19 protein-coding genes and 1 pseudogene are annotated in these 25,880 nt (G+C 70.6%); 17 read left to right on the top strand and 3 right to left on the bottom strand.

From position 1 onward, the window contains the following. The first annotated feature begins 2 nt into the window (after window positions 1-2). The 8 genes from ASF41_RS22895 (at window position 3) to ASF41_RS22860 (ending at window position 9,375) form a co-directional block, all read left to right on the top strand. Window positions 3-1,202 (top strand): murein transglycosylase A, encoded by a 1,200-nt coding sequence (locus ASF41_RS22895; protein ID WP_407067313.1) that lies wholly within the window; start codon window positions 3-5, stop codon window positions 1,200-1,202. Beyond that, entirely contained in the window at window positions 1,199-1,879 is a 681-nt protein-coding gene (locus tag ASF41_RS22890) for a Smr/MutS family protein (RefSeq protein ID WP_056497428.1), read from the top strand. The genes ASF41_RS22895 and ASF41_RS22890 overlap by 4 nt, the downstream gene beginning before the upstream one ends. A gap of 325 nt (window positions 1,880-2,204) precedes the next feature. Further along, the gene (gene rho / locus ASF41_RS22885) at window positions 2,205-3,470 is read left to right on the top strand and encodes a transcription termination factor Rho (RefSeq protein WP_407067315.1); all 1,266 of its coding nucleotides are present in this window, start codon (window positions 2,205-2,207) and stop codon (window positions 3,468-3,470) included. A 146-nt stretch (window positions 3,471-3,616) separates the two neighbouring features. After that, the gene (gene mnmE / locus ASF41_RS22880) at window positions 3,617-4,933 is read left to right on the top strand and encodes a tRNA uridine-5-carboxymethylaminomethyl(34) synthesis GTPase MnmE (protein WP_056497425.1); all 1,317 of its coding nucleotides are present in this window, start codon (window positions 3,617-3,619) and stop codon (window positions 4,931-4,933) included. Between the two features lie 116 nt (window positions 4,934-5,049). Then, a complete protein-coding gene (gene mnmG, locus ASF41_RS22875; protein ID WP_056497420.1) occupies window positions 5,050-6,930 on the top strand; it encodes a tRNA uridine-5-carboxymethylaminomethyl(34) synthesis enzyme MnmG in 1,881 nt (626 codons plus the stop codon). Continuing rightward, complete coding sequence (gene rsmG, locus ASF41_RS22870) at window positions 6,920-7,558, top strand: 16S rRNA (guanine(527)-N(7))-methyltransferase RsmG (protein WP_056497417.1); 639 nt, start codon at window positions 6,920-6,922, stop codon at window positions 7,556-7,558. Before mnmG ends, rsmG begins: the two co-directional genes overlap by 11 nt. Beyond that, window positions 7,555-8,403, top strand: a complete 849-nt coding sequence (locus tag ASF41_RS22865; protein ID WP_056218438.1) for a ParA family protein — start codon at window positions 7,555-7,557, stop codon at window positions 8,401-8,403. Before rsmG ends, ASF41_RS22865 begins: the two co-directional genes overlap by 4 nt. Window positions 8,404-8,475: 72 nt before the next feature. Beyond that, complete coding sequence (locus ASF41_RS22860) at window positions 8,476-9,375, top strand: ParB/RepB/Spo0J family partition protein (protein WP_056497583.1); 900 nt, start codon at window positions 8,476-8,478, stop codon at window positions 9,373-9,375. Between the two features lie 13 nt (window positions 9,376-9,388). Here ASF41_RS22860 and holA read toward each other — a convergent pair whose 3' ends face one another. The 3 genes from holA to leuS all read right to left on the bottom strand — a co-directional run bounded on the left by holA (window position 9,389) and on the right by leuS (window position 14,002). Further along, window positions 9,389-10,417, bottom strand: coding sequence for a DNA polymerase III subunit delta (gene holA, locus ASF41_RS22855; protein ID WP_056497415.1), 1,029 nt, complete (start codon window positions 10,415-10,417; stop codon window positions 9,389-9,391). Window positions 10,418-10,430: 13 nt separating this feature from the next. Then, window positions 10,431-10,982 (bottom strand): LPS assembly lipoprotein LptE, encoded by a 552-nt coding sequence (gene lptE, locus ASF41_RS22850; RefSeq protein ID WP_056276722.1) that lies wholly within the window; start codon window positions 10,980-10,982, stop codon window positions 10,431-10,433. 413 nt (window positions 10,983-11,395) lie between these two features. Beyond that, window positions 11,396-14,002, bottom strand: coding sequence for a leucine--tRNA ligase (leuS, locus tag ASF41_RS22845; protein ID WP_056497411.1), 2,607 nt, complete (start codon window positions 14,000-14,002; stop codon window positions 11,396-11,398). Between the two features lie 244 nt (window positions 14,003-14,246). On the opposite strand from leuS, the gene ASF41_RS22840 reads away from it, so the two are divergent. The 9 genes and pseudogenes from ASF41_RS22840 to lpdA all read left to right on the top strand — a co-directional run bounded on the left by ASF41_RS22840 (window position 14,247) and on the right by lpdA (window position 25,793). Further along, entirely contained in the window at window positions 14,247-14,990 is a 744-nt protein-coding gene (locus ASF41_RS22840; RefSeq protein WP_056351799.1) for a YggS family pyridoxal phosphate-dependent enzyme, read from the top strand. 160 nt (window positions 14,991-15,150) lie between these two features. Next, entirely contained in the window at window positions 15,151-16,467 is a 1,317-nt protein-coding gene (locus ASF41_RS22835; protein ID WP_056497408.1) for an MFS transporter, read from the top strand. Between the two features lie 370 nt (window positions 16,468-16,837). Further along, on the top strand, window positions 16,838-17,560 hold the full coding sequence (locus tag ASF41_RS22830) for an amino acid ABC transporter permease (RefSeq protein WP_056218421.1): 723 nt from the start codon (window positions 16,838-16,840) through the stop codon (window positions 17,558-17,560). Window positions 17,561-17,600: 40 nt separating this feature from the next. Continuing rightward, window positions 17,601-18,293, top strand: coding sequence for an amino acid ABC transporter permease (locus tag ASF41_RS22825; RefSeq protein ID WP_056497402.1), 693 nt, complete (start codon window positions 17,601-17,603; stop codon window positions 18,291-18,293). Window positions 18,294-18,425: 132 nt separating this feature from the next. Then, window positions 18,426-19,154 carry an amino acid ABC transporter ATP-binding protein gene (locus tag ASF41_RS22820; RefSeq protein WP_056497581.1) on the top strand — a complete coding sequence of 243 codons (729 nt, stop codon included), beginning with the start codon at window positions 18,426-18,428 and terminating at the stop codon, window positions 19,152-19,154. A gap of 345 nt (window positions 19,155-19,499) precedes the next feature. Further along, window positions 19,500-19,655, top strand: coding sequence for a hypothetical protein (locus tag ASF41_RS25385; protein ID WP_156653453.1), 156 nt, complete (start codon window positions 19,500-19,502; stop codon window positions 19,653-19,655). A gap of 245 nt (window positions 19,656-19,900) precedes the next feature. Next, window positions 19,901-22,564, top strand: a complete 2,664-nt coding sequence (gene aceE, locus ASF41_RS22815; protein ID WP_056351795.1) for a pyruvate dehydrogenase (acetyl-transferring), homodimeric type — start codon at window positions 19,901-19,903, stop codon at window positions 22,562-22,564. 99 nt (window positions 22,565-22,663) lie between these two features. Continuing rightward, window positions 22,664-24,007 (top strand): annotated as a pseudogene (aceF, locus tag ASF41_RS22810) (dihydrolipoyllysine-residue acetyltransferase); the annotation flags it as partial. Window positions 24,008-24,047: 40 nt separating this feature from the next. Then, entirely contained in the window at window positions 24,048-25,793 is a 1,746-nt protein-coding gene (lpdA, locus tag ASF41_RS22805) for a dihydrolipoyl dehydrogenase (protein ID WP_056497397.1), read from the top strand. Window positions 25,794-25,880 lie beyond the last annotated feature (87 nt).

Here is a 25,880-nt window from a genome sequence, read left to right as displayed (position 1 = left end):
GCGTGATCCGGTTCTTCCGTCCCGCGGCGAGTCTCCTCGCCGCCCTTAGCCTCCCCTCCCCCGGCTCGGCCGCCCCCGCGGCCGAGCCGTTTCGCGTGGGCGGGGCCGTACTGGAGCCGGTCGATCCCGCCTCGCTGCTGGGGTTCCCCGGCCCCGACGCCGGCGCGGCGCTCGCGGCCTTCCGCCGGACCTGCCGGACCCCGCCGGGGACGCCCCAGCCCGCCACCGTCGCGGGCGCGCCCGAGGCGCTCCGGACCGCCTGCGCCCGGGCCGAGTCCGTGCCCGAGCCCGTGGCTGACGCCGCGGCGGCCCGCTTCTTCGCCGAAGCCTTCACGCCCTACCGGATCGTCAGGCCTTCGGCCGGGGGCAAGCCCGAGCAGCGCACGGGCTTCCTCACCGGCTACTTCGAGCCGGAACTCGTCGGCACCGTCACCCCGAGCCCGGATTTCACCGCCGCGGTGCTGGCCCGGCCCGACGACCTCGTCAGCCTGGAGCCCGGCGAGACGCGGCCCGGCCTCGACCCGTCCTTGCGCGCCGCGCGCCGGACCGGCGACGGCTTCGAGGCCTATCCCGACCGGGCCGCGATCGAGGACGGCGCCCTGGGCGCCCGCGCCCGCCCCCTCCTCTACCTGCGCGACGCCGTCGACCTGTTCGTGCTCCAGGTCCAGGGCTCCGGCCGGGTCCGCCTGACCGACGGGCGCTCCGTCCGGGTCCTCTACGACGGCCGCAACGGCCGGCCCTACACCTCCATCGGCAAGCTCATCGTGACGGAGGGGCACCTGCCCCTCGACGGCCTCACCCTGGCCCGCTGGACCGGCTGGCTGCGGGCCAACCCCCGGCACGCCGCCCGGCTGATGCGGGCCAACGCCTCCTACATCTTCTTCCGCCTGGCCGAGATCGACGACCCGACGCTCGGGCCGCCCGGCGGGGCCGGCGTGCCCCTGAGCCCCGGCCGCAACCTCGCGGTGGACGCCACCCTCTGGCGCTACGGCCTGCCGTTCTGGCTCGAGGGCCGGATCGCCGGATCCGCCGAGCCGGGGCGCCTCGTCGTCGCCGCCGACACGGGGTCGGCCATCGTCGGCCCGGCGCGCGGCGACCTCTATCTCGGCACCGGCGCGGAGGCGGGGATCGCCGCCGGCAACCTGCGCGACGCCGTCGGCTTCGTCGTCCTGCTCCCGAAATCCGGGACGTCCGCCCCATGAAGACGCCCCGGCGCCCGCGCGGCCTCTCCGGGGAGGACGCCTATCTGTGGAGCGAGATCGCCCGGCTGATCACGCCCCTGCGCGGCCGCCTCGCGGGGCGGGGCGCGGCGGGCAAGCCGGCCGCCGCCACGCCGGCCCCGGCGACGCCCGCGGGGGCGTCGTCCAAGGTCGTCCCCGCCAAGTCCGCCATCGCCAAGTCCGCCATCACCAACTCGGGTCCCGCCAAGCCCGCGCCCCCGAAACCGATGCCCCGGACGCTGGCCAAGCGCGCGGCGCTGAAGCCGAACCCGCCGCCGGCGCTGCCCTCCCCCGTCCTGGCACCGGCACCGCCGACCGCGCCCGGTCTCGAGCGCCGCGTCCGCCTTGCCCTGCGCCGGGGCGCCCTCCAGGTCGATGCCCGGATCGATCTCCACGGGATGTACCAGGCGGAGGCGCACGGGGCGCTGATCGGCTTCCTGATGCGGGCCCGGGCGTCGGGCCACACCCACGTCCTCGTGGTCACCGGCAAGGGCGGCCCGACCTACGACGACGCCTTCTCCGAGCGCGGCGTGCTCCGCCGCAGCGTGCCCCACTGGCTGCGCGCGCCGGAGCTGCGCACCGTGGTCCTCGGCTTCGAGGAGGCGGCCCGCCACCACGGCGGCGCCGGGGCCCTCTACGTCCGCCTGCGCCGCCGCTGAGGGCTCCTGGCGGTGCCCCGACGGACGGACCTTGCGAAAAGCCGGGAAACGCGCTACCGCTGAGGCCTCTCCTCGTTACGCCGTGTTGCATCCGTGAGCCCCTGGCTCCGCCAAGACGATGCGCGGAGCCGTCTTTCCCCAGGACGGACCGACTGATCGGCGCCGAAACGGCGCCCGGCGACCAAACTCCCCGACTGCCCCGTCCGACCCTCTGCCCCGCCTCGCCCTTCCCGCCGGTTCTGAATCCCCCATGACGTCACCGTACGAGACCCTCCCCGTGGAAAGCCCGGCCGAGGGCGGAATCGTCGCCGCCGATCTCGACGGCATGCGCGAGGTCAAGCTCCAGGACCTCAAGTCCAGGACGCCGACCGACCTGATCGCCTTCGCCGAAGAGGTCGAGGTCGAGAACGCCTCGACCATGCGCAAGCAGGAACTGATGTTCGCCATCCTGAAGCAGCTCGCTGCCAAGGAGGTCGAGATCATCGGGGCGGGCACCGTCGAGGTGCTGCAGGACGGCTTCGGCTTCCTGCGCTCGTCCGACTCGAACTACCTGCCGGGTCCCGACGACATCTACATCTCGCCGACGCAGATACGCCGCTTCGGCCTGCGCACCGGCGACACCGTCGAGGGGCCGATCCGCGGACCCAAGGACGGCGAGCGCTACTTCGCGCTGCTCAAGGTCAACACGATCAACTTCGAGAACCCGGAGAAGATCAAGCACAAGGTCCATTTCGACAACCTGACGCCGCTCTTCCCGACGCAGCGCTTCAAGCTCGAACTGGACAATCCCCCCAAGAAGGATTTCTCGCCGCGGATCATCGACATCGTCGCCCCCATCGGCAAGGGCCAGCGCGCCCTGATCGTGGCGCCGCCGCGCACCGGCAAGACCGTGCTGATGCAGAACATCGCGCAGTCGATCACCATCAACCACCCGGAATGCTACCTCATCGTTCTGCTCATCGACGAGCGCCCCGAGGAAGTCACCGACATGATCCGCTCGGTGAAGGGCGAGGTCATCGCCTCGACCTTCGACGAGCCGGCCACCCGCCACGTGCAGGTCGCCGAGATGGTGATCGAGAAGGCCAAGCGCCTCGTGGAGCATGGCCGCGACGTGGTCATCCTGCTCGATTCGATCACCCGCCTGGGCCGGGCCTACAACACCGTGGTGCCGTCCTCCGGCAAGGTGCTCACGGGCGGCGTCGACGCCAACGCCCTGCAGCGCCCGAAGCGCTTCTTCGGTGCCGCCCGCAACATCGAGGAGGGCGGCTCGCTCTCGATCATCGCCACCGCGCTCATCGACACCGGCTCGCGCATGGACGAGGTGATCTTCGAGGAGTTCAAGGGCACCGGCAACTCAGAGATCATTCTCGACCGCAAGGTCTCCGACAAGCGCATCTTCCCGGCCATCGACATCACCCGCTCGGGCACCCGCAAGGAAGAGCTCCTGGTGCCGCCGGATGCGCTCAAGAAGACCTACGTCCTGCGCCGCATCCTCAACCCGATGGGCGTCACCGACGCCATCGAGTTCCTCATGGACAAGCTGCGCCAGACCAAGAGCAACAACGACTTCTTCGACTCGATGAACACCTGAGACCGACCCGGCCGGACCCGCACGGCATCAGCCTGCGGGTCCGGTCGGTGCCCTCGCCCGCTCGAAGATTTCCGGCTGAAACAAGTTTATTAGCTGGTTAACGATTGCCTGACGCGTCAGGGATTGGCGTCCGGGGCGCCGCGCCGATGACCGAAACCCCCACCCTCTACGCGCCTGCCACCGGCCCGGGTCGATCGGCGGTCAGTGTCATCCGGATCTCCGGACCGGCCTCGGCCGCGGTGATTCGCACCCTCGCCGGCCCCCTCCCCCCGCCCCGCCGCCTGTCCCTGCGCACGCTGCGCAGCCCCGACGGCACGCCACTCGACCAGGCCCTCGTCGCCTGGATGCCGGGCCCCGCCAGCTTCACCGGCGAGGACATGGTGGAGCTGCACCTGCATGGCGGCCTGGCCGTTCGCAGCGCGGTCCTGCAAGCCCTGGCCGAGATCCCGCACTGTCGACCGGCCGAGCCCGGGGCCTTCACCCGCCGGGCCTTCCTCAACGGCCGTCTGGACCTCACCGAAGCCGAGGGGATCGCCGACCTCATCGATGCCGAGACCGAGGCGCAGCGACGCCAGGCCCTGCGCCAGCTCGATGGGGCCCTGGGCGGGCGGGTGGCCGATTGGCGCGCACGCCTCATCGATCTCCTCGCGGGCGTCGAGGCGGCCCTCGATTTCTCCGACGAAGGGGACGTCGACGACGCGGCCCTGGACGCCGCCCTGGCGCAGAAGGCCCGCGCGATCCGCGACGAGATCGCAACGGTCCTGGCCGATGCCCGGCGCGGCGAGCGCCTGCGGGATGGTTTCACCGTGGTCCTTGCCGGGCCACCCAATGCCGGCAAGTCGACGCTGCTGAACGCCCTGAGCCGGCGCGAGGCGGCCATCGTCTCGGCCATCCCCGGCACCACCCGCGACGTCATTGAGGTCCGCTGCGACCTCGGCGGCTTGCCGGTGATCCTGGTCGACACCGCCGGCCTGCGCGAGGCGGGCGATGCCATCGAGGCGGAGGGCATCCGCCGCACACGGGCCCGGATGCGGCAGGCCGACCTCGTCGTGATGCTCGACGGCCCGGACGCGCCGGAGACCACGCTCGAGCCGATGCCGGAGGGACCGGTGCTCCGCGTGCGGACCAAGCGCGACCTCGAGCCCGCCGTCGGCGTGCCGGAGAGCGCGATCGGCATCTCGGCGATCACCGGCGCGGGCCTGGACGGATTGCTGGCTGCCATCGAGGCCGAGGCTTCCCGAGCAGTCGGGAGCGGCGATGCCCTGATCACCCGCGAACGCCACCGGCTGGGGCTGACCCGCTGCCGCGAGGATCTCGACCGCCTGCTGGCGGGGGCCGCCCTTCCCGAGCTCGCCGCCGAGGATCTCCGGCTCGCCGTGCGCGCGCTGGGCGAAGTGGCAGGGCATGTGAGCGTCGAGGAGATGCTGGATCGGCTGTTCTCCGGCTTCTGCATCGGCAAGTGAGCCGAGTCGACCCCGGCCTGTGACCCTGGGACCACGGGGCGGCGGTTTCACGTGAAAACCACGCGGTGGTCGAACCATCGATTGACCATCGGCGCGCCAGCCGCTTAATCGATCCCATGCACCATACCCCTGATTCCTACGACGTGATCGTCGTCGGTGGAGGCCATGCCGGCGTCGAGGCGGCGGCCGCCGCGGCCCAGATCGGCGCGCGGACGGCCCTCGTGACCCATCAGGCCGCCACCATCGGTGCCATGTCCTGCAATCCCGCCATCGGCGGTCTGGGCAAGGGGCATCTGGTCTGCGAGGTCGATGCCCTCGACGGCCTGATGGGGCGGGTCGCCGACGCGGCCGGCATCCAGTTCCGGCTCCTCAACCGACGCAAGGGTCCCGCGGTCCGCGGTCCCCGCACCCAAGCCGATCGCAAGCTCTACGCCCGCGCCATGCAGGCGGCCATCGCCGGGACCGCGAACCTGGCGGTGATCGAAGGGGAGGTGGCCGACCTCGCCCTCGCCGGGGGACGCGTCTCGGGGGTGATCCTGGCCGATGGGCGCACCCTCCCCTGCGCCGCCGTCGTGCTGACCACCGGCACCTTCCTGCGCGGCCTCATCCATATCGGCGAGACCCAGATCCCCGCCGGTCGGGTCGGCGAGGCGCCGTCCGTGGGCTTGGCCCGGACACTGGACCGCGCCGGTTTCGCCCTCGGCCGCCTGAAGACCGGCACGCCGGCCCGCCTCGACGGGCGCACCATCGACTGGTCCTGCCTGGAGATGCAGTCGGCCGACGCGGACCCCGTCCCGTTCTCGACCCTTACCGAGCGAATCACCACGCCGCAGATCCAGTGCGGCATCACCCGCACGACACAGGCGGTCCACGACCTCATCCGCGCCAACCTGCACCGCTCGCCGATGTATTCCGGCGGCATCGCCAGCCGGGGGCCGCGCTACTGCCCGTCCATCGAGGACAAGGTGGTGCGCTTCGGCGATCGCGAGGGCCACCAGATCTTCCTCGAACCGGAAGGCCTGGACGATCCGACCGTCTACCCCAATGGCATCTCCACCGCGCTGCCCGAGAGCGTGCAGCGCGACGTCATCGGGCTGATCCCCGGGCTGAAGCGTGCCGCGATCCTGCGGCCGGGTTACGCCATCGAGTACGACTACGTGGACCCCCGCGAACTCGACGCGACCCTCCAGGCCAAGCGCCTGCCGGGCCTGTTCCTGGCCGGGCAGATCAACGGCACCACCGGCTACGAGGAAGCGGCGGGGCAGGGGCTCGTGGCTGGCATCAACGCGGCCCGCCTCGCCGGCGGCTCGGCCCTCGCCACCTTCGACCGGGCCGAATCCTACCTCGGCGTGATGATCGACGATCTCGTCACCCATGGGGTGAGCGAGCCCTACCGCATGTTCACCTCGCGCTCGGAGTACCGGCTCTCCCTGCGCATCGACAATGCTGACGAGCGCCTGACGCCGAAGGGCGCTGCCCTCGGCTGCGTCGGGCGGCACCGCGCCGCGCATTTCGCCGCCGGGCAGACGGCCCTCGAGGCCGCGCGCGCGCAGCTCGACCGCCTGAGTCTCAGCCCGAACCAGGCCGGGGCCGCCGGCATCGCGCTCAACCAGGACGGCATCCGCCGCAGCGCCTTTCAGCTCCTGTCCTACCCGGACATCGACTGGGCGCGCCTCTGCGTGGTCTGGCCGGAACTCGCGGCGGTCCCGCCCCGCGTGGCCGAGCGGCTTTGCACGGATGCCACCTACGCCGTCTATCTCGACCGGCAGCGGGCCGACATCGCGGCCTTCCGCCGGGACGAGGCCGTGGCCCTGCCGATCCGCCTGGACTATGCGGGCATTTCCGGGTTGTCGAACGAGATGCGGCTGAAGCTCGAAGCCGTGCGTCCGGGAACCCTGGGGCAGGCGGCCCGCATCGAGGGCGTGACCCCCGCCGCCCTTACGCTCCTCGCCGCCCATGCCCGCCGGGCCGAGCGTGGGGCCTCCCATGGCCTCTGATCGCGACCGCGATCGGGTCCTGGCCGCTGCGGGTGTTTCACGTGAAACAGCGCAGCGCCTCGACCTCTATGTCGACCAGCTCCGGCGCTGGCAAACGGTCAAGAATCTGGTCGGACCGGCCACCCTGTCCGAAGTCTGGACCCGCCACATTGCCGACGCGCTCCAGCTTCGGGAGCTCGCGCCGGAGGCCGACACCTGGCTGGACCTCGGTGCGGGGGCGGGACTTCCCGGCCTCGTCCTTGCCATCGCAGGCCGGGAGCGTCCCGGGTTTCGGGTCGATCTCGTCGAGAGCAATGCGCGCAAATGCGCCTTCCTCACCGATACCGCGCGCCTCACCGGCGCGCCTGCGACGGTGCACAACGCCCGGATCGAGCAGGTCATCGGCACGCATCGCGGCGTCGCGGTGGTCTGCGCCCGGGCGCTCGCCCCCCTCGCCCAGCTGCTCGCCTGGGCGGAGCCGCTGTTGACAACCGGCACGGTCGGCCTGTTTCCGAAAGGACGGGATGTCCAATCGGAATTGACCGAGGCCGCGCAACGGTGGAGATTCGTTTACGATCTCGTGCCGAGCCGAACCGAGTCGGAAGCGCGGATCGTCCGCGTCACGACCCTATCTCGCGTGGATTCATGACAAGCGATCCGACTGCCGTACCGACGACCGGAGCGCATCCGGATCGGCCGCTGCGCATCCTGGCCCTGGCCAACCAGAAGGGGGGCGTCGGCAAGACGACGACGGCGATCAACCTCGGCACCGCTCTGGCGGCCATCGGCGAGAGCGTCCTGGTGATCGACCTCGATCCGCAGGGCAACGCCTCCACGGGTCTCGGCATCGATCGCCGCCAGCGCAAGGTCTCGACCTACCACGTGCTCGCCGGCGAGGCGTCCCTGGGACAGGCCTGCATCCCCACCGCGGTGCCGCGCCTGATGGTGGCCCCCTCCACCATGGACCTCCTCGGCCTGGAGCTGGAGATGGCGAGCGCGCCGGACCGCGCCCATCGCCTGCGCAACGTGCTGAAGGGCGTCGGCGAGGTCGGCGCCACGGCGGGCGTCACCTACGTGCTGATCGACTGCCCGCCCTCCCTGAACCTGCTGACGATCAACGCCCTGGCGGCCTCCGACGCGGTGCTGGTCCCCCTGCAATGCGAGTTCTTCGCCCTCGAAGGCTTGAGCCAGCTGCTGCGCACGGTGGAGCAGGTGCGGGGCGCCCTCAATCCGCGCCTCACCATCCAGGGCATCGTCCTGACCATGTTCGATCCCCGCAACAACCTGTCGGCGCAGGTGGTGGCGGATGTGCGCAGCTTCATGGGGGAGAAGGTCTACGAGACCATGATTCCCCGCAACGTCCGCGTGTCCGAGGCGCCGTCGCACGGCAAGCCCGTGCTGCTCTACGATCTCAAATGTGCGGGCTCGCAGGCCTACCTGCGCCTCGCCTCCGAGATCATCCAGCGCGAGGGGCGTCTGCCCGTCGCCGCGTGACCGATGCGGGGGCCCCCTGCCCCCGGTGTGTGACAAGCGTTTCCCGAAGGTTCGGAGTTGAAGCAGGTGGCGATGGCGGATGATGTGGTGCGGCCCCGGCTCGGGCGCGGCCTCGCGGCCCTGATCGGCGATTTCGGCGATGACAGTGCCGCGGCGAGCAAGTCGCAGGAGCAGCGCAAGGTCGCGGTGGAATTCCTGCGTCCCAACCCGCGCAACCCCCGTCGCCGTTTCCACGAATCCGACCTCGAGGAGCTGTCGGCTTCGATCAAGCTGCGCGGCATCATCCAGCCCATCGTGGTCCGGGCCCTGGCCGGCGTGCCGGACACCTACGAGATCGTCGCCGGCGAGCGCCGCTGGCGCGCGGCCCAGCGGGCCGGGCTCCACGAAGTGCCGGTGGTCACGGTGGAGATCGACGATCGGACCTCCCTCGAATTTGCCATCCTGGAGAACGTCCAGCGCACGGACCTCAACGCCATCGAGGAGGCCGCGGGCTACGAGCGGTTGATGAGCGAGTTCCAGTACAGCCAGAGCGAGCTCGCGGAGATCCTCGGCAAGAGCCGCAGCCACCTCGCCAACACCCTTCGGCTGCTCCAGCTCGCCCCGACGATTCAGGACCGGGTCGTGGCCGGTGAGATCACGGCCGGCCATGCCCGCGCGCTCCTGGCCGTGCGGGATGCCGAGGGCGTTGCCCGCCGGATTGTGGAGGAGGGCCTGTCGGTCCGCGAGGTCGAGGCCTTGGCCTCCGCCGAGGTGCCGGAGGGCGACGGCCCCCGCCCCGGCCGGCCCCGGCGCGCGGCCGTGAAGGATGCGGAGATCCGCACCTTGGAGCAGGCCATGGCCCGCGCCCTCGGCATGACGGTGGCCGTCAAGTCGAAGGTGGCCGGGGCGGGGGAAATCCGCATCCGCTACGAGAACGCGGCCGAGCTCGAAGCCCTGTGCCAGCGCTTCAACCTGGGGCAGGCGGAGGCCTGAGCCAGACCGATCGCTAACGCCGCCGGGCCGCCTCGCCGGCGATGCGCAGGAGGGTGCTCGAGGCATGCGCGTGCGCCAGGTCCGGGTCCGCGCGGCGGCAGGCCAGGACGGAGTCCTGCAACAGCTGGATCGCGTGGCGCAGGGCCGGGGGCGACCAGCGGGCGAGCTGGGTCTCCACCAGGGCTTTCCGCCGGAAATGCAGGCCACGCCAGTTCGCCACCATGAGGCTGGCACTCTGCCCCTCCCCGGCGAGCCGCGTGGCCAGGAGCGTCAGGGCGTGCCGCAGGGCCGAGCCGAGCATCACCGAGGGATCCATGCCCTCGTGGCGGAAGCGGCGATAATCGCGCTCGACCTCGCCGCTGCGCCCGGCGAATGCCGCATCGATCAGGGTGTTGAGCACGCTGCCGGCGACGTCGCTGACCACCGCCTCGACATCGTCGAGGCTCACCTGGCTCTGGCCACGGGCGTAGAGGGCGAGCTTCTCGATCTCCGACAGGCTGGCGCCGCGGTCGCCGCCGAGGCTGGTGGCGAGCACGTCCCGCGCCTCGCGGGCGATGCGCAGGCCCTGGTCCTGCAGGGTGCGGTCGATGAGGTCGCCCAAGGCCCGCTCGTCGTCGGGATAGCAGGGCAGGGCGAGGGCCTTCGGCGACTTCTCGCAGAGCGTCCGCAAGGGCGCGCTCTTGGCGAGGTCGCCGCCCTCCACCACGATGCGGGCGTTCTGGATCTCGGCCTTCAGGGCGGCCTCGACGGCGGGGGCGTAGTTGCGGCTGCCGGACCGGACCCAGATGGTGCGGGTGCCGCCGATGAGTCCGACCGTGCCGGCCTCGTCCACGAGGCGGCCGGGGTCCTGGGCCAGCACGTCCCCATCGATCTTCACCATGGCGAAGGGGTCGCCCGGATCGCTGACGAAGGCTTCCGCCAGCGCCTTGGCGCGGGTGAAGACGAGGCCCGTATCCGGGCCGTAGACGAGGAGGATCGCGATGCGCGGATCGGGCCCGCGCCGGATCAGCCCGTCGACGTCGCCGGCCTTGACGGCGGTCACGCGCCCGTCCCGCTCAGGGCTTCGTCACCAGCACGGAGGCGATGCGGGTCTTGATCTGCTCGGCCAGGACCTTGGCGAGGCGGATCTCGGCGTCACGGGCGGCCCGCAGGCTGGCGAAGCGCTGGATCGAGCGGTCGTAGGTGGCGGTGGAGGTCGCCACGCCCTCGCTGATGATCTTCGTGCCGCTCAGGTCTTCCAGGGCGTACTTCACGGTTCCGACGATGGTGCCGGCCTCGGCGCGACCGGTCTGCGAGGAGACGATCGGGGTCTGCACCGACTCGCTGCCCTGCATCTTCAGGCGATAGCGCTTGGCGGAGGGCTGGCCCGAGCCGTCGAGATCGAAGATGAGTTCGCTGCGCAGGTAATGCCCCAGGCGCTCCTGGCCCTGCGCCATCGCCACGTCGTCCACCTGGACGGAGGCGAGGAGGGCGGCCATGGGCTCGCCGGAGGCGGTGGGGCCGTAGAGGGGGCGGAAGCAGGCCGACAGGTTGAGCGCCAGGGCGGCGACGGCCGCGACCCGCACGGCCCGGCCGACCGAACCGGTTGCCGCGACCCGAACCGCCATCGCCCCGTTTGCCAAGCGCATCATGCCCGCTGCCGTCCCGCTGTCTCGTCCCGCCCGTCTGTACGGCGAACCGGAGTTCGACGACAGCCTATTCGCGCCAAGCTTTACGTTTCCTATCCGGCAGGATCATGGTCGCCGGATCGGGGGTGTGGACAATGTGGGCGTCCCCCTTCCTCTTAAAGGGGCGGGGTCCGGGGTGGGGGCGGTTCCACTTGCCTCCGCAACGCGAGGGTCGCCCAACCACCCCCACCTCCAACGCCTTCCCACAAGCGCCATGGATGTCGGGCAGGCCCGAGATCCGCTGGGGAGGAGGGCTGCGTCGCGCGCGCCGAACCGAATTTCGGCGTTGGGAAGGCCGGGCGCTGTGCCAGGCCTCGTTCCGCCCGCCGGAAGCCGGAGCGCGGTCTCCTCGATCAGACGACGAGGTTCACGATCCGGCCCGGCACCACGATGACCTTCTTCGGGCTACGGCCCTCCAGAGCCCGCTGCACCGCCTCGTCAGCCAGGACCAGGGCCTGGACCGCCGCCACGTCGGCGCTGCGCGGCACCGTGACGTCCGCCCGCTTCTTGCCGTTGAGCTGGACGGGGAGGGTGACGCTGTCCTCCACAAGGAGCGCGCGCTCGACCTTCGGCCAGGCCGCCTGCGCGGCCAGGCCGTCGCGGCCCAACGCCTGCCAGCATTCCTCGGCGAGATGCGGCATCATCGGGGCGATCAGCTGGGTCAGGATCCCGGCCGCCTCCCCGGCGACGGCCCGCGAGACGCCGCCCCGCAGGGCCTCGTCGAGGGCGTTGGCAAGGGTGTAGATGTGCGCCACGCAGCGGTTGAAGCGCAGGCGCTCCACATCCTCCTCCACGGCGGCCAGGGCCTTGTGGGCGGCCTTGCGCAGGGCGGCGTCGCCGGTGGCCTCCGGTGCCGCCACGGTGCTCGCCAGGGAGACGAGACGCCAGACGCGCTGGACGAAGCGGGCCGCGCCCTGGACGCCGTCCTCGGTCCAGATCACGTCGCGCTCGGGCGGCGAGTCGGAGAGCATGAACCAGCGCGCGGTGTCGGCGCCGTAGCTGGCGATGATGTCGTCCGGGTCGACGACGTTCTTCTTCGACTTCGACATCTTCTCGATGGCGCCGATCGTGATCGGCGCCGCCGTTTTCACGTGAAACGCCTCCCGCCTGCCGGACTCGGCCGAGATCCGGATGTCGGCCGGCGGCACCCAGGCCCCGGCCGCATCCTTGTAGGTCTCGTGGACCACCATGCCTTGCGTGAACAGGCCGTCGAAGGGCTCCGAGACGCCGGACCAGTCGGTGGCCTTCATCGCCCGCATGAAGAAGCGGGCGTAGAGCAGGTGCAGGATCGCGTGCTCGATGCCACCGATATACTGGTCGACGGCGAGCCACTGGTCGACCGCGGCGCGGTCGGTGGGCGCGTCCTGCAGCCAGGGGGCGGTGAAGCGGGCATAGTACCAGGACGAATCCACGAAGGTGTCCATGGTGTCGGTCTCGCGCCGTGCCGGCTGCCCGCAGGTGGGGCAGGGGACGTTGCGCCAGGCGTGGTCGCGCTCCAGGGGGTTGCCGGGCACGTCGAAGGAAACCGTGTCGGGGAGCTTCACAGGCAGGTCGGCCACCGGCACCGGCACGGGCCCGCAGGCCTCGCAGTGGATGATCGGGATGGGGCAGCCCCAGTAGCGCTGGCGCGAGACGCCCCAGTCGCGTAGGCGGAACTGCACCTTACGCTGCGCCACCGGCTCTCCGTCGAGGATCTCCGCCTCCAGGCGGTTGGCCACGGCGTGGAAGGCCTCGTCCGTGGTCATGTCGTCGAGGAAGCGCGAGTGGATCATCCGCCCGTCGCCGTCATAGGCGGTGTCGGTGATGACGAAGCTGGCCGCGTCCTGGTCCTCCGGGCAGACCACGGGCGTGTTGCCGAGCCCGTACTTGTTGGCGAAGTCGAGGTCGCGCTGGTCGTGGGCCGGGCAGCCGAACACCGCGCCGGTGCCGTAGTCCATGAGCACGAAGTTCGCGACGTAGACCGGCAGCAGCCAGGACGGGTCGAGGGGGTGGCGGACCTTGAGGCCGGTGTCGAAGCCGAGCTTCTCCGCCGTGTCGATGGCGGCCTGGGCCGTGCCCGTGCGCCGGCATTCCTCGATGAAGCCCTGCAGGGCCGGGTGGGCCGGGGCCAGGGCGGCGGCGATCGGGTGGTCGGCGGCGATGGCCAGGAACTTCGCCCCGAACAGGGTGTCGGGCCGCGTCGTGTAGACCTTCACCTCGGGGTCGACATGGGCCGGCGGCGCCTCCAGGGCGAAGCGGACCTCCAGCCCTTCCGAGCGGCCGATCCAGTTCTTCTGCATCACCCGGACCTTCTCGGGCCAGCGCTCCAGGCCGTCGAGGGCGTCGTAGAGATCCTGCGCGAAGTCGGTGATCTTGAAGAACCACTGGGTCAGCTCACGCTGCTCCACCAGGGCGCCCGAGCGCCAGCCGCGCCCGTCGATGACCTGCTCGTTGGCCAGCACGGTGTGGTCCACCGGGTCCCAGTTCACCTTCGCGGTGCGGCGCGTCACCAGACCCTTGGCCAGGAAGTCGAGGAACATGCGCTGCTGGTGCTTGTAGTAGTCGGGGTCGCAGGTCGCGATCTCCCGGCTCCAGTCCAGCGACAGGCCCATGCTCTGGAGCTGGCCGCGCATCGTCGCGATGTTGGCGTAGGTCCAGTCGCGCGGGTTGACCTTGCGCTCCATGGCGGCGTTCTCGGCCGGCAGGCCGAAGGCGTCCCAGCCCATCGGGTGCAGCACGTTGAAGCCCCGCGCCCGCTTGTAGCGCGCCACCACGTCGCCCATGGCGTAGTTGCGCACGTGGCCCATGTGGATGCGCCCCGACGGGTAGGGGAACATCTCCAGCACGTAGTATTTCGGCTTCGGATCGTCGTTCTTCGTGGCGTAGATGGCCGCCGCATCCCACGCCTGCTGCCAGCGCGGCTCTGTCTCCTTGGCGTTGTAGCGCTCGGGAGCGGGTTTGGGGGCGGGGGTGGTCGTCATGGGCCGGCGCCGGGGTTCGGGGGTGAGGGGCGCGCCCCGCACGGTGCGGGCGCGCCCTGAGAGGCTGGGGGCCGGACTACCACGGGGAGGGGAGGGGTCAACACGGATCGGGTCGTCCCGCCCGCCGGGGGAGCCGCGTCGCGGGGGCCGCGTCGGCGCGATGCGCGTTGTCCTTCGCGGCCCGCGCCCGGGATGGTAGTTCCCGGGCCGACCGGTTCACCGAACCCCTTCCCTGCGAGGCAGCATGGCCGACACAGTCTCCGACGACGCCGCTCCCGAAGCCGCTCCCCACGCCGCCCCGCCCCCCCCGAACGCCGCCGACGTGGTGGCCGGGCTCGCGGCGGTGCGCCACCAGATCGCCCAGGCAGCCGAGGATGCCGAGCGCGACCCCGCCTCGGTCGCCCTGGTGGCGGTGTCGAAGACGATTCCCGCCGCGGGCATCCTGCCGGCGCTCGAGGCCGGGCAGCGCCTGTTCGGCGAGAACTACGTCCAGGAATCGAAGGCCAAGTGGCCGGCCCTGCGCGAGCGCTTCCCGGATGTGGAGCTCCACCTCGTCGGCCCGCTGCAATCCAACAAGGCCCGGGAGGCGGTGGAGCTGTTCGACGTCATCCACGGCCTCGACCGGCTCTCCCTCGCGGCGGCGCTCGCCAAGGAGATCGCGCGGGTCGGACGGGCGCCCAAGCTCCTGATCCAGGTCAATACCGGCGACGAGCCGCAGAAGGGCGGCATCTCCCCGGCCCAGGTCGACACCCTGCTCTCGGAGTGCCGCGAGACCCACGGCCTCGCGATCCAGGGGCTGATGTGCATCCCGCCCGCCGAGGCGCCGCCGTCGCCGCACTTCGCCCTGCTGGCCCGGATCGCCGAGCGCCACAACCTGCCGATCCTCTCCATGGGCATGAGCGCGGACTACCCCGCGGCGATCCAGATGGGCGCGACCCATGTCCGGGTCGGCACCGCGATCTTCGGCGCCCGCCCGCGTAGGGACTAGGGCGCCGCCTCGCACCGGCGCGGTCCACCGCCAGGGCGCCGGCCAAGGCCGCGAGCGCGCTCGGGCCGGGCCGGCGGGACCGGGCCCCTTGGCTCATCCGTGTCCATGCCCCTATGGAGGGCGCAGCGCCTCGGCAGCCGGCGCTCCGGAGCGATGCGCCATGGCCACCGACCCCACCCTTCGCCTCTCCGACGCCGTCGCGGCGGGCCTCGCCCGCCGCGGCGTCCATTACGGCTGGGCGGTGGCCGCCGTGACCTTCCTGACCATGCTGGTGACGGCGGGCGCCGTCGGGGCCCCCGGGGTGCTGATCCTGCCCCTGCAGAAGGAGTTCGGCTGGGACACGGCGACGATCGGCTCGGCGCTCGCCGTGCGCCTCGTCCTGTTCGGCCTGATGGGCCCCTTCGCCGCCGCCCTGATGAACCGCTACGGCCCGCGCCGGATCGTGCTCCTGGCCCTGGCCCTCATCGCCGGCGGCCTGCTGGCCTCCTTGGGCATGACCCGGGTCTGGCAGCTCGTCCTGCTCTGGGGCGTGGTGGTGGGCATCGGCACGGGGCTCACCGCCCTGGTGCTGGGGGCGACGGTGGCGACGCGCTGGTTCTCGCGATCGCGCGGCCTCGTGGTCGGCCTCCTCACCGCCAGTTCCGCCACCGGGCAGCTCGTCGTGCTGCCCCTGCTGGCCGCCCTCACGGAGGCGCTCGGCTGGCGCGCCGCCCTCCTGGTGATCTGCGCGCTCCTCCTCGCGGCGGGTCTCGGCGTCCTCGCCCTGATGCGCGACCGGCCGGAGGATCTCGGGCTCGCGCCCTACGGCGAGACCCGTCCCCTCGCGCCCCCGGCCATGCCGGGACCGAGTGCGAACGGCGCCCTGTCCGCCCTGCGGGACGCCGCCGGCACCCGCGTGTTCTGGGTGCTGTTCGCCACCTTCTTCATCTGTGGGGCCAGCACCAACGGGCTGATCCAGACCCACTTCATCCCCCTCTGCGCCGATTACGGCATCGGGCCGGTGCAGGGGGCCAGCGTGCTCGCGGCCATGGGCGTGTTCGACTTCATCGGCACCGTGGCCTCGGGCTGGCTCTCCGACCGCTACGACAACCGCTGGCTCCTGTTCTGGTACTACGGCCTGCGCGGCCTCTCGCTGATGTTCCTGCCGTTCTCGGACTTCTCCTTCGTGGGCCTGTCGCTGTTCGCGGTGTTCTACGGCCTCGACTGGATCGCCACGGTGCCGCCCACCGTGCGGCTCACCGCGGCGCGGTTCGGGCGCGAGCGCGCCAACCTCGTCTTCGGCTGGGTCTTCGCCGGCCACCAGCTCGGCGCGGCGACGATCGCCTACGGGGCCGGCCTGTCGCGGACCGAACTCGCGAGCTACCTGCCGGCCTTCTTCGCCGCCGGGGCGCTCTGCCTCGCCGCCGCCGCGCTGATCCTCACCCTGGGCCGGCCGGCCCCGCAGGGTGTTCCCGCGGCCACACCCGCCCGCGCCTGAGCCGGGGGCCGGCCTGCCCCTGTAGGCTCTGGTCCGGATGATGCTTGGGACGGGCACCGATGTGCCGCCCTGGGTCCCGACCGATCCGTCCCAACCCCCTCCATGCCCGGCCGAATCGCCGGAAGGCCGCCGCGCCGCCCCCGTGGGGCGGGGCGACGGCCGTCGCATGGCCTGCGCCGGGGGATGCCCGGAAAAGCAGCAAATCTCTGGAAATGTCAGTGTGGGACCGGGGCGCGACCCTCAAGGCCCTGGACCTTCCGCTCAAGGTCTCGGCACTGTCCGACACAGCACCGCCACATTCACGGGCGCGCGCCCGCATGCCTGCCACGGGCGCTCGCCCGGATGCCCGATCACAGGGGACGACGACGCGATGAACTACAACTGGAACTGGGGCATCTTCTTCGAAGCCTCCCCGGAAGGCACCGGGACCTACGCGGACATGCTCCTCTCGGGCCTGATGTGGACGGTGGTGACGGCGCTCTGCGCCTGGGTCATCGCCTTCTTCCTCGGCTCGCTCATCGGCGTGATGCGGACCCTGCCTTCCAAGGTCGCCAACACCATCGGCACGACCTACGTCGAGCTGTTCCGCAACATCCCCCTGCTGGTGCAGATGTTCCTCTGGTACTTCGTCCTGCCGGAGGTGCTGCCCGAATCCTGGGGCGGCTGGATCAAGCAGCTGCCGAACGCGCCGTTCTACACGGCGGTGGTGTGCCTGGGCTTCTTCACCGCCTCCCGCGTCGCCGAGCAGGTGCGCGCCGGCATCCAGGCCCTGCCGCGCGGCCAGAAGATGGCCGGCACCGCCATGGGCCTGACGGTCTACCAGACCTACCGCTACGTGCTCCTGCCCAGCGCCTACCGGATGATCCTCCCGCCGCTGACCTCGGAATTCCTCAACAACCTCAAGAACACCTCGGTCGCCCTCACCATCGGCCTGCTCGAGCTCACCGCCCGCGCCCGCGCCATGCAGGAATTCTCGTTCCAGGTGTTCGAGGCCTTCACCGCCGCCACCGTCCTCTACGTCCTGATCAACGTCGTGGTGATCTTCACCTCCGGCTGGATCGAGCGCCGCGTCGCCGTCCCGGGCCATCGCTGAGGGTCCGCCCTCCGCCTCCTCATCCTCAAGGATCGCCGCGATGCTCGCGAATTTCGACTTCTCCGTCATCACCTCCGCGCTGCCCTACCTGTTCCTGGACGGCATGCGCTTCACCCTGACGCTGACGGCGCTCGCCGCCATCGGCGGCATCGTGCTCGGCACGCTCATCGCCATGATGCGGCTCTCCAGCATCCCGGTGATCCCGCTGGTGGCCAAGGGCTACGTCAACCTGATGCGGTCGCTGCCCCTCGTGCTGGTGATCTTCTGGTTCTACTTCCTGGTGCCCTATCTCGGGCAGTGGGTCATGGGCGCCGACCGGCCGATGACGGTGGGCGCCTTCACCTCGTCGCTGGTGACCTTCACCCTGTTCGAGGCGGCCTACTTCTCCGAGATCATGCGCGCCGGCATCCAGTCGATCCCCAAGGGGCAGGCGGCGGCGGCCTCGGCGCTGGGCCTGACCTACTTCGCCTCGATGCGCAGCGTGATCCTGCCCCAGGTGTTCCGCAACATGACGCCGATCCTGCTGACCCAGACCATCGTCCTCTTCCAGGACACCTCGCTGGTCTACGTCCTCTCGGTGACCGACTTCCTCGGCGCGGCCTCGAAGATCGCCCAGCGCGACGGCCGCCTCGTGGAAATGTACCTGTTCGCGGCCGTGGTCTACTTCGCGGTCTGCTTCGTGGCCTCCCTGGCGGTGCGCCGCCTCCAGAAGAAGATCGCCATCATCCGCTGACGCCCGGCCTCTCCTGTCCAGGCCTCCCCCGGACGAGGCGTCGCCGCACCCCAGACGAGGATTTCCGCCATGACCACGTCGCCCAACCCCACGTCGCTCAACACCGCCCAGGCCCCCGTGACCACGGGGCCCATGATCACCATGAAGTCCGTCAGCAAATGGTACGGCGACTTTCAGGTCCTCACCGATTGCAGCACCGCCGTGAACAAGGGCGAGGTGGTCGTGGTCTGCGGGCCCTCGGGCTCCGGCAAGTCGACCCTGATCAAGTGCGTCAACGCCCTCGAGCCCTTCCAGAAGGGCGAGATCGTCGTCGACGGCACGCCCGTACACGACAAGAAGACCAACCTGCCGAAGCTGCGGGCCCGGGTCGGCATGGTGTTCCAGCACTTCGAGCTGTTCCCGCACCTCTCCATCACGGAGAACCTGACCCTGGCGCAGCGCAAGGTGCTCAATCGCGACGAGGACACCGCCCTCAAGACGGGCCTGGCGCTCCTCGACCGGGTCGGCCTCTCGGCCCACGCCAAGAAGTTTCCCGGCCAGCTCTCGGGCGGCCAGCAGCAGCGCGTGGCCATCGCCCGGGCGCTCGCCATGAACCCGGTGGTGATGCTGTTCGACGAGCCGACCTCGGCCCTCGATCCCGAGATGGTCGGCGAGGTGCTCGACGTCATGGTCCAGCTCGCCCGCGAGGGCATGACCATGATGTGCGTCACCCACGAGATGGGCTTTGCCCGCAAGGTCGCGAACCGCGTGATCTTCATGGACAAGGGCGAGATCGTCGAGGACGCCACCAAGGAAGACTTCTTCGCCAACGCCCGCTCCGAGCGCGCCCAGAACTTCCTGTCGAAGATCCTCGTGCATTGAGGGCCGCGCGCCGGGTCCGGCGCCCTGTCGTCCCTCTGAGAGAGGACGGTTTCATCGAAGCGGGACCCTGTCCCGCTTCGGTCTTCTGCCCATCCCCGAGGGGATTCCGCAGCGAGGTCGACCTTGAACGAGCCCGCGCCAAGCCCTCATAAAACTCGGAGCGTCCTCCACCTTTCCGTCGCGATGGCCCTCCTCGTTATTGTTTCTCCCGTGGCGCGCCGGACGGCGCGGAACCCGGGCGGCTCACGTCGCGCGGCTTTGCGCGCGGGCTGCACTGAAATTGCCTCCCTGCTGCGAGACCGCGCCTCAGGGCTACCGTCCCGGCCGTCCCGTCGTCCACGCCCCATGATCCTCGCCGTCGGCTTCGGGATTGGGTTCGCCCTGTTGGTGGCCAGCCATGTCGCCTGGACCCACGCGACGGCTCTCGGAACAGCCGCCACGGTGTTGGGAGTCGTTTTGGCGGGAATCTGCATGGGCTGGATCATCCGGACCCAGCGCTGACCGGCACAGCGGCATGCCTGGGGGGGCGCCGGGCCCGACAAGGCCGCGCACGCCGGTCTGGAAAGCCAGACAAAAAAATTCAAACCCGTAACAAAATTCGCAAACCAAAAACGTTCTGCTCGGCAGAAGCCATTGCCCCATAACGCAAAACGCGTTTGGGTGGCGTTGGTACGAACGCTGCTGAAGGGTTAGCGCGATACAGGGTGGCCCGTGAGAGCCGCCGGGAAAAATCCAAGGAGGATGCCATGGAGCGGAACCGCGACCTCGATCCCGTCGAGACGCAGGAATGGCTCGATTCGCTGGACGGCGTCCTCGACGTCGACGGGCCGGAGCGGGCCCACTACCTGATCGAGCAGGTGATCGACGGGGCCCGCAAGAAGGGCGCGCCCGTCCCGTATTCCGCCAACACCGCCTACCTGAACACGATCCTGCCCGAGAAGCAGGACCCGCATCCCGGCGACCGGGCGATCGAGCACCGCATCCGCTCGGCCATCCGCTGGAACGCCATCGCGATCATCCTGCGGGCGAACAAGGACTCGTCCGAGCTCGGCGGCCACATCGCCAGCTTCCAGTCGGCCGCGACCCTCTACGACACCGGCTTCATGCATTTCTGGCGGGCGGCCGACGCCAGCCACGGCGGCGACCTCATCTACGTGCAGGGCCATTCCTCGCCCGGCGTCTATGCCCGCGCCTTCCTGGAGGGCCGCCTCACCGAGGACCAGCTCCTCGGCTTCCGGCAGGAGGTCGGCGGCAAGGGCCTGTCGTCCTATCCCCATCCCTGGCTGATGCCGGATTTCTGGCAGTTCCCCACCGTCTCCATGGGCCTCGGCCCCCTGATGGCGATCTACCAGGCGCGCTTCCTGCGCTACCTGCACCACCGCAACCTCGCGCAGACGGACGGCCGCAAGGTCTGGGCCTTCATGGGCGACGGCGAGATGGACGAGCCGGAGAGCCTCGGCGCCATCGCGCTCGCGGCCCGGGAAAAGCTCGACAACCTCGTCTTCGTCATCAACTGCAACCTGCAGCGCCTCGACGGGCCGGTGCGCGGCAACGGCAAGATCGTCCAGGAGCTCGAGGCCGATTTCCGCGGCGCCGGCTGGAACGTCATCAAGGTGCTGTGGGGCTCGGGCTGGGACGCCCTGATCCAGCGCGACGGCACCGGCATGCTGGCGCGCCTGATGGAGGAATGCGTCGACGGCGAATACCAGGACTTCAAGTCGAAGAACGGCGCCTACATCCGCGAGCACTTCTTCGGGCGCTACCCCGAGACCGCGGCCCTGGTGGCCGACATGAGCGACGACGACATCTGGCGCCTCACCCGCGGCGGCCACGACCCGCGCAAGGTCTTCGCCGCCTACAGCGCCGCCTCCAAGCACAAGGGCCAGCCGACCCTCATCCTCGCCAAGACGGTCAAGGGCTACGGCATGGGCGAGTCCGGCGAGGGCCAGAACATCACCCACCAGCAGAAGAAGATGGGCGAGGCGGTGCTGCGCCAGTTCCGCGACCGCTTCCAGATCGACCTGAGCGACGACCAGCTGAAGGAGATCCCCTTCATCAAGTTCCCCGAGGGCAGCCCCGAGCACCGCTACCTGATGGCGCGGCGGGAAGCCCTGGGCGGCCCGCTCCCGGCCCGGCGGCGCACCTCGCAGGCCCTGGAAATCCCGCCGCTCTCGGCCTTCTCGGCCCAGCTCAAGGAGACCGCGGGCCGCGAGATCTCCACCACCATGGCCTTCGTGCGCATCCTCAACACGCTGCTGCGCGACAAGAACATCGGCAACCGCATCGTGCCGATCGTGCCCGACGAGAGCCGCACCTTCGGCATGGAGGGCATGTTCCGCCAGTTCGGCATCTTCTCCCAGGTCGGCCAGCTCTACCGGCCGGAGGATGCCAACCAGCTCATGTACTACAAGGAGGACAAGAACGGTCAGATGCTCCAGGAGGGCATCAACGAGCCGGGGGCGATGTCGTCCTGGATCGCGGCCGCGACCTCCTACTCGCATTCCGACGCGCCGACGATCCCGTTCTACGTCTACTACTCGATGTTCGGCTTCCAGCGGGTCGGCGACCTCGCCTGGGCGGCGGGCGACATGCGGGCGCGGGGCTTCCTCATCGGCGGCACCGCCGGGCGCACCACCCTCAACGGCGAGGGCCTGCAGCACGAGGACGGCCACAGCCACCTGATCTCGTCCACCATCCCGAACTGCGTCTCCTACGACCCGACCTTCTCCTACGAGGTGGCGGTGATCGTGCAGGACGGCCTGCGCCGGATGTATGCCGAGCAGGAGGACGTGTTCTACTACATCACCGTGATGAACGAGAACTACGAGCACCCCGGCATGCCGGAGGGCGCCGAGGCCGACATCATCAAGGGCATGTACCTCTTCAAGGACGGCCCGAAGGAGACGACCCAGGGCCACCGGGTCCAGCTCCTGGGCTCGGGCACCATCCTGCGGGAGGTCATCGCCGCGGCCGAGCTGCTGGAGCGGGATTTCGGGATCGCGTCGGACATCTGGAGCTGCCCGAGCTTCACCGAGCTGCGCCGCGACGCCATGGCGGCGGAGCGCTGGAACCTCCTGCACCCGCTGGAGGGCCGGCGCCTCTCCCACGTGGAGACCTGCCTGACCGGCCGCACCGGCCCGGTCATCGCGGCCACCGACTACATGCGCCTGTTCGCCGACCAGATCCGCACCTGGGTTCCGGGCCGCTACCGCGTGCTCGGCACCGACGGCTTCGGCCGCTCCGACTACCGGGCCCGCCTGCGCGACTTCTTCGAGGTCAACCGGCACTGGGTCGTGGTGGCGGCCCTGCACAGCCTGGCCGAGGACGGCGTGATCCCGGCCCAGACCGTGGCCGACGCCATCGCCAAGTACGGCATCGACACGGACCGGCCGGCACCCTGGACCGTCTGATTCCGGCGCCGCCCGCCCGCCCGTGGCCGGCGCCCCGACCCTTTCCGCCATCATCGACGATAAGCGACCGCACGAGGGGGCCCGCGAGAGGCCTCGACTCAGAGCCAGGGAGAACGCGCAGTGGGCATCGAGATCCAGATCCCGGACATCGGCGACTTCAAGGACATCCCGATCATCGAGATCCACGTGAAGGAGGGCGATACGATCGGGCCCGACGACCCGCTGGTCTCGCTGGAATCCGACAAGGCGACCATGGACGTGCCCTCACCGAGCGCCGGCGTGGTCGAGAAGATCCTGGTCAAGCTCGGCGACACGGTGAGCGAAGGCTCGCCGCTCCTGGTGTTCAAGGGCGAGGCGTCGAGCAGCCCCGCGAAGGCCGCCGAGGCCCCGGCCGGCGCCGACAGCGCCGCGCTGCTGGCCAAGCAGGAGCCGGCCCCGACCCCAAGCCCGGCCCCAAGCCCGGCCCCGGCCGCCGCGCCTGCCCCGTCGCCCGCCCCGGCCGACACCCTGCCCGACTTCTCCCAGGTCCATGCCAGCCCCGGCGTGCGGCGCCTCGCCCGCGAACTCGGCCTCGACCTGAGCGCGGTGAAGGGCACCGGCGAGAAGGGCCGGATCACCAAGGAGGACGTGAAGGGCCATCTCACCCGCTCGGCCGCCCCCGCGGCCGCCGGCACGGCGGCGTTCCAGGGCGGCGGCATGGGCATCCCGGAGATCCCGGCGGTGGACTTCGCCAAGTTCGGCCCGATCGAGACCCAACCCCTGTCGCGGATCAAGAAGATCTCCGGCGCGCACCTGCACCGGTCCTGGCTCAACGTGCCGCTCGTCACCCACCAGGACGAGTCGGACATCACCGAGACCGACGCCTACCGCAAGGAACTCGACAATGCCGGCAAGGAGCTCAAGGACAAGGGCTACCGCGTCACCCTGCTGGCCTTCCTGATCAAGGCCGCGGTCTCGGCGTTACGCAAGCATCCCGAGTTCAACGCCTCGCTGTCGCCTGAGAAGGACGCCCTGATCCTCAAGCGCTACTACAACATCGGCGTGGCGGTGGACACGCCGGACGGCCTCGTCGTCCCGGTCATCAAGGAGGCCGACCGCAAGGGCCTCGTCGAGATCAGCCGCGATCTCGGTGCGATCTCGGCCAAAGCCCGCGACGGCAAGCTCTCGGCGGCCGACATGCAGGGCGCCACCTTCTCGATCTCGAGCCTGGGCGGCATCGGCGGCACCGCCTTCACGCCGCTGGTCAACGCCCCGGAGGTCGCGATCCTCGGCGTCGCTCGCTCCAAGATGAGCCCGGTCTGGAACGGCACCGAGTTCGCGCCGCGCCTGATCGTGCCGCTCTCGCTCTCCTACGACCACCGCGTCATCGACGGGGCGCTCGCCGCGCGCTTCACCCGCCACCTCGCCCACGTCCTCGAGGACGTCCGGCGCCTCGTCGTCTGACGAAGGCCGGCCCACGCGACCCAACGAGCGAGGTGACCCGATGAGCAGCAACGACGTCCACCTGCCGGATATCGGCGACTTCAAGAACGTGCCCGTGATCGAGGTCAGCGTCGGCCCCGGCGCCGTGATCGCGGTCGACGACGTGATCATCGTGCTGGAATCCGACAAGGCCACCATGGACATCCCGTCCCCGGTGGCCGGCACGGTGGCCGAGGTGCGGATCAAGCCCGGCGACACGGTGAGCCAGGGCGACCTGATCCTGGTGATGGCCGAGGCCGCCGCCACCGGTGCGCCGAAGCCCACCGTGACGGACACCACCAAGGCGGGCGCGGGGGCGTCCGCAAACGGCGCGGGCGTCCCCGGCCACGCCCCGGGCGAGGGTCAGGCCGGCTACGGCTCCTCGGCCGCCGCCTTCCGGGCGGCCGATCTCGGGCAGTCGGTGGTGCTGGTCGAGCGCTGGCCGAGCCTCGGCGGCGTCTGCCTCAACGTGGGCTGCATCCCCTCGAAGGCCCTGCTGCACGCGGCCAAGGTCATCGACGAGAGCCACGCCATGGCGGCGCACGGCATCTCCTTCACCGCGCCGCAGATCGACATCGACAAGCTGCGCAGCTGGAAGGACGGGGTGGTCAAGCGCCTCACCGGCGGCCTCTCGGGCCTCGCCAAGCAGCGCAAGGTCACGGTGGTGACGGGCGAGGCCCGCTTCGTCTCACCCCATCAGGTCGCGGTGGAGCACGAGGGCCGGACCCGCGTGATCGGCTTCGACCACGCCATCATCGCGGCCGGCTCCGAGCCCGTGCGGATGCCCTTCATCCCGCACGACGACCCGCGCGTCCTCGACTCGACCGGGGCGCTGGAACTCGACGGGGTGCCGGCCCGCCTCCTCGTGATCGGCGGCGGCATCATCGGGCTGGAGATGGCCACCGTCTACCACGCGCTGGGCTCGAAGGTGACCATCGTCGAGCTGATGGACCAGATCATCCCGGGTGCGGACAAGGACATGGTCACGCCGCTGATGAAGCGGATCGCGAAGCAGTACGAGGCGATCCACCTCAAGGCCAAGGTCACCGCCGTGGAGGCGACCCCGGCGGGGCTGAAGGTCTCGTTCGAGGGCGGCACGGCGCCGGCCAGCGACACCTTCGACAAGGTGCTGGTCTCGGTGGGGCGGCGCCCCAACGGCCATCGCATCGGCGCGGAGGCGGCGGGCGTCGCCGTCGACGCCCGCGGCTTCATCGCCGTCGACAAGCAGATGCGCACCAACGTGCCCCACATCTTCGCCATCGGCGACGTGGTCGGCCAGCCGATGCTGGCCCACAAGGCGACGCACGAGGGCAAGGTCGCGGCCGAGGTCGCCGCCGGCAAGTCCAGCGCCTTCGACGCCAAGGTGATCCCCTCGGTGGCCTACACGGACCCCGAGGTGGCCTGGGTCGGCATGACCGAAAACGAGGCCAAGGCGAAGGGCATCAAGGTCGGCAAGGGCGTGTTCCCCTGGGCCGCCTCCGGGCGCTCCCTGGCCCTGGGGCGCGAGGAGGGTCTGACCAAGGTCCTGTTCGACCCCGAGACGGACCGCATCCTCGGCTGCGGCATCGTCGGCCCGTCGGCCGGCGACCTCATCGCGGAGGCGGCCCTCGCCATCGAGATGGGGGCGGATGCCGAGGATATCGGCCTGACCATCCATCCGCACCCGACCCTGTCGGAGACGATCGGCTTGGCGGCGGAGGCCTTCGAGGGCACCATCACGGACCTCTACATGCCCCGGAAGGACGGGCCGAAAAAGGCCGGTCACTGAGGCCGGGCGTTCGCGCCGCGGCTTCGGGATCGGCAGCGCCTTCGGGACGGGCGCCGCATCGGGAAGACAGGACCGCGCCACGACCGG

This window comes from Methylobacterium sp. Leaf111 (assembly GCF_001423285.1).
Classification (GTDB): domain Bacteria; phylum Pseudomonadota; class Alphaproteobacteria; order Rhizobiales; family Beijerinckiaceae; genus Methylobacterium.
This window is presented reverse-complemented; position numbering and strand designations above follow the sequence as displayed.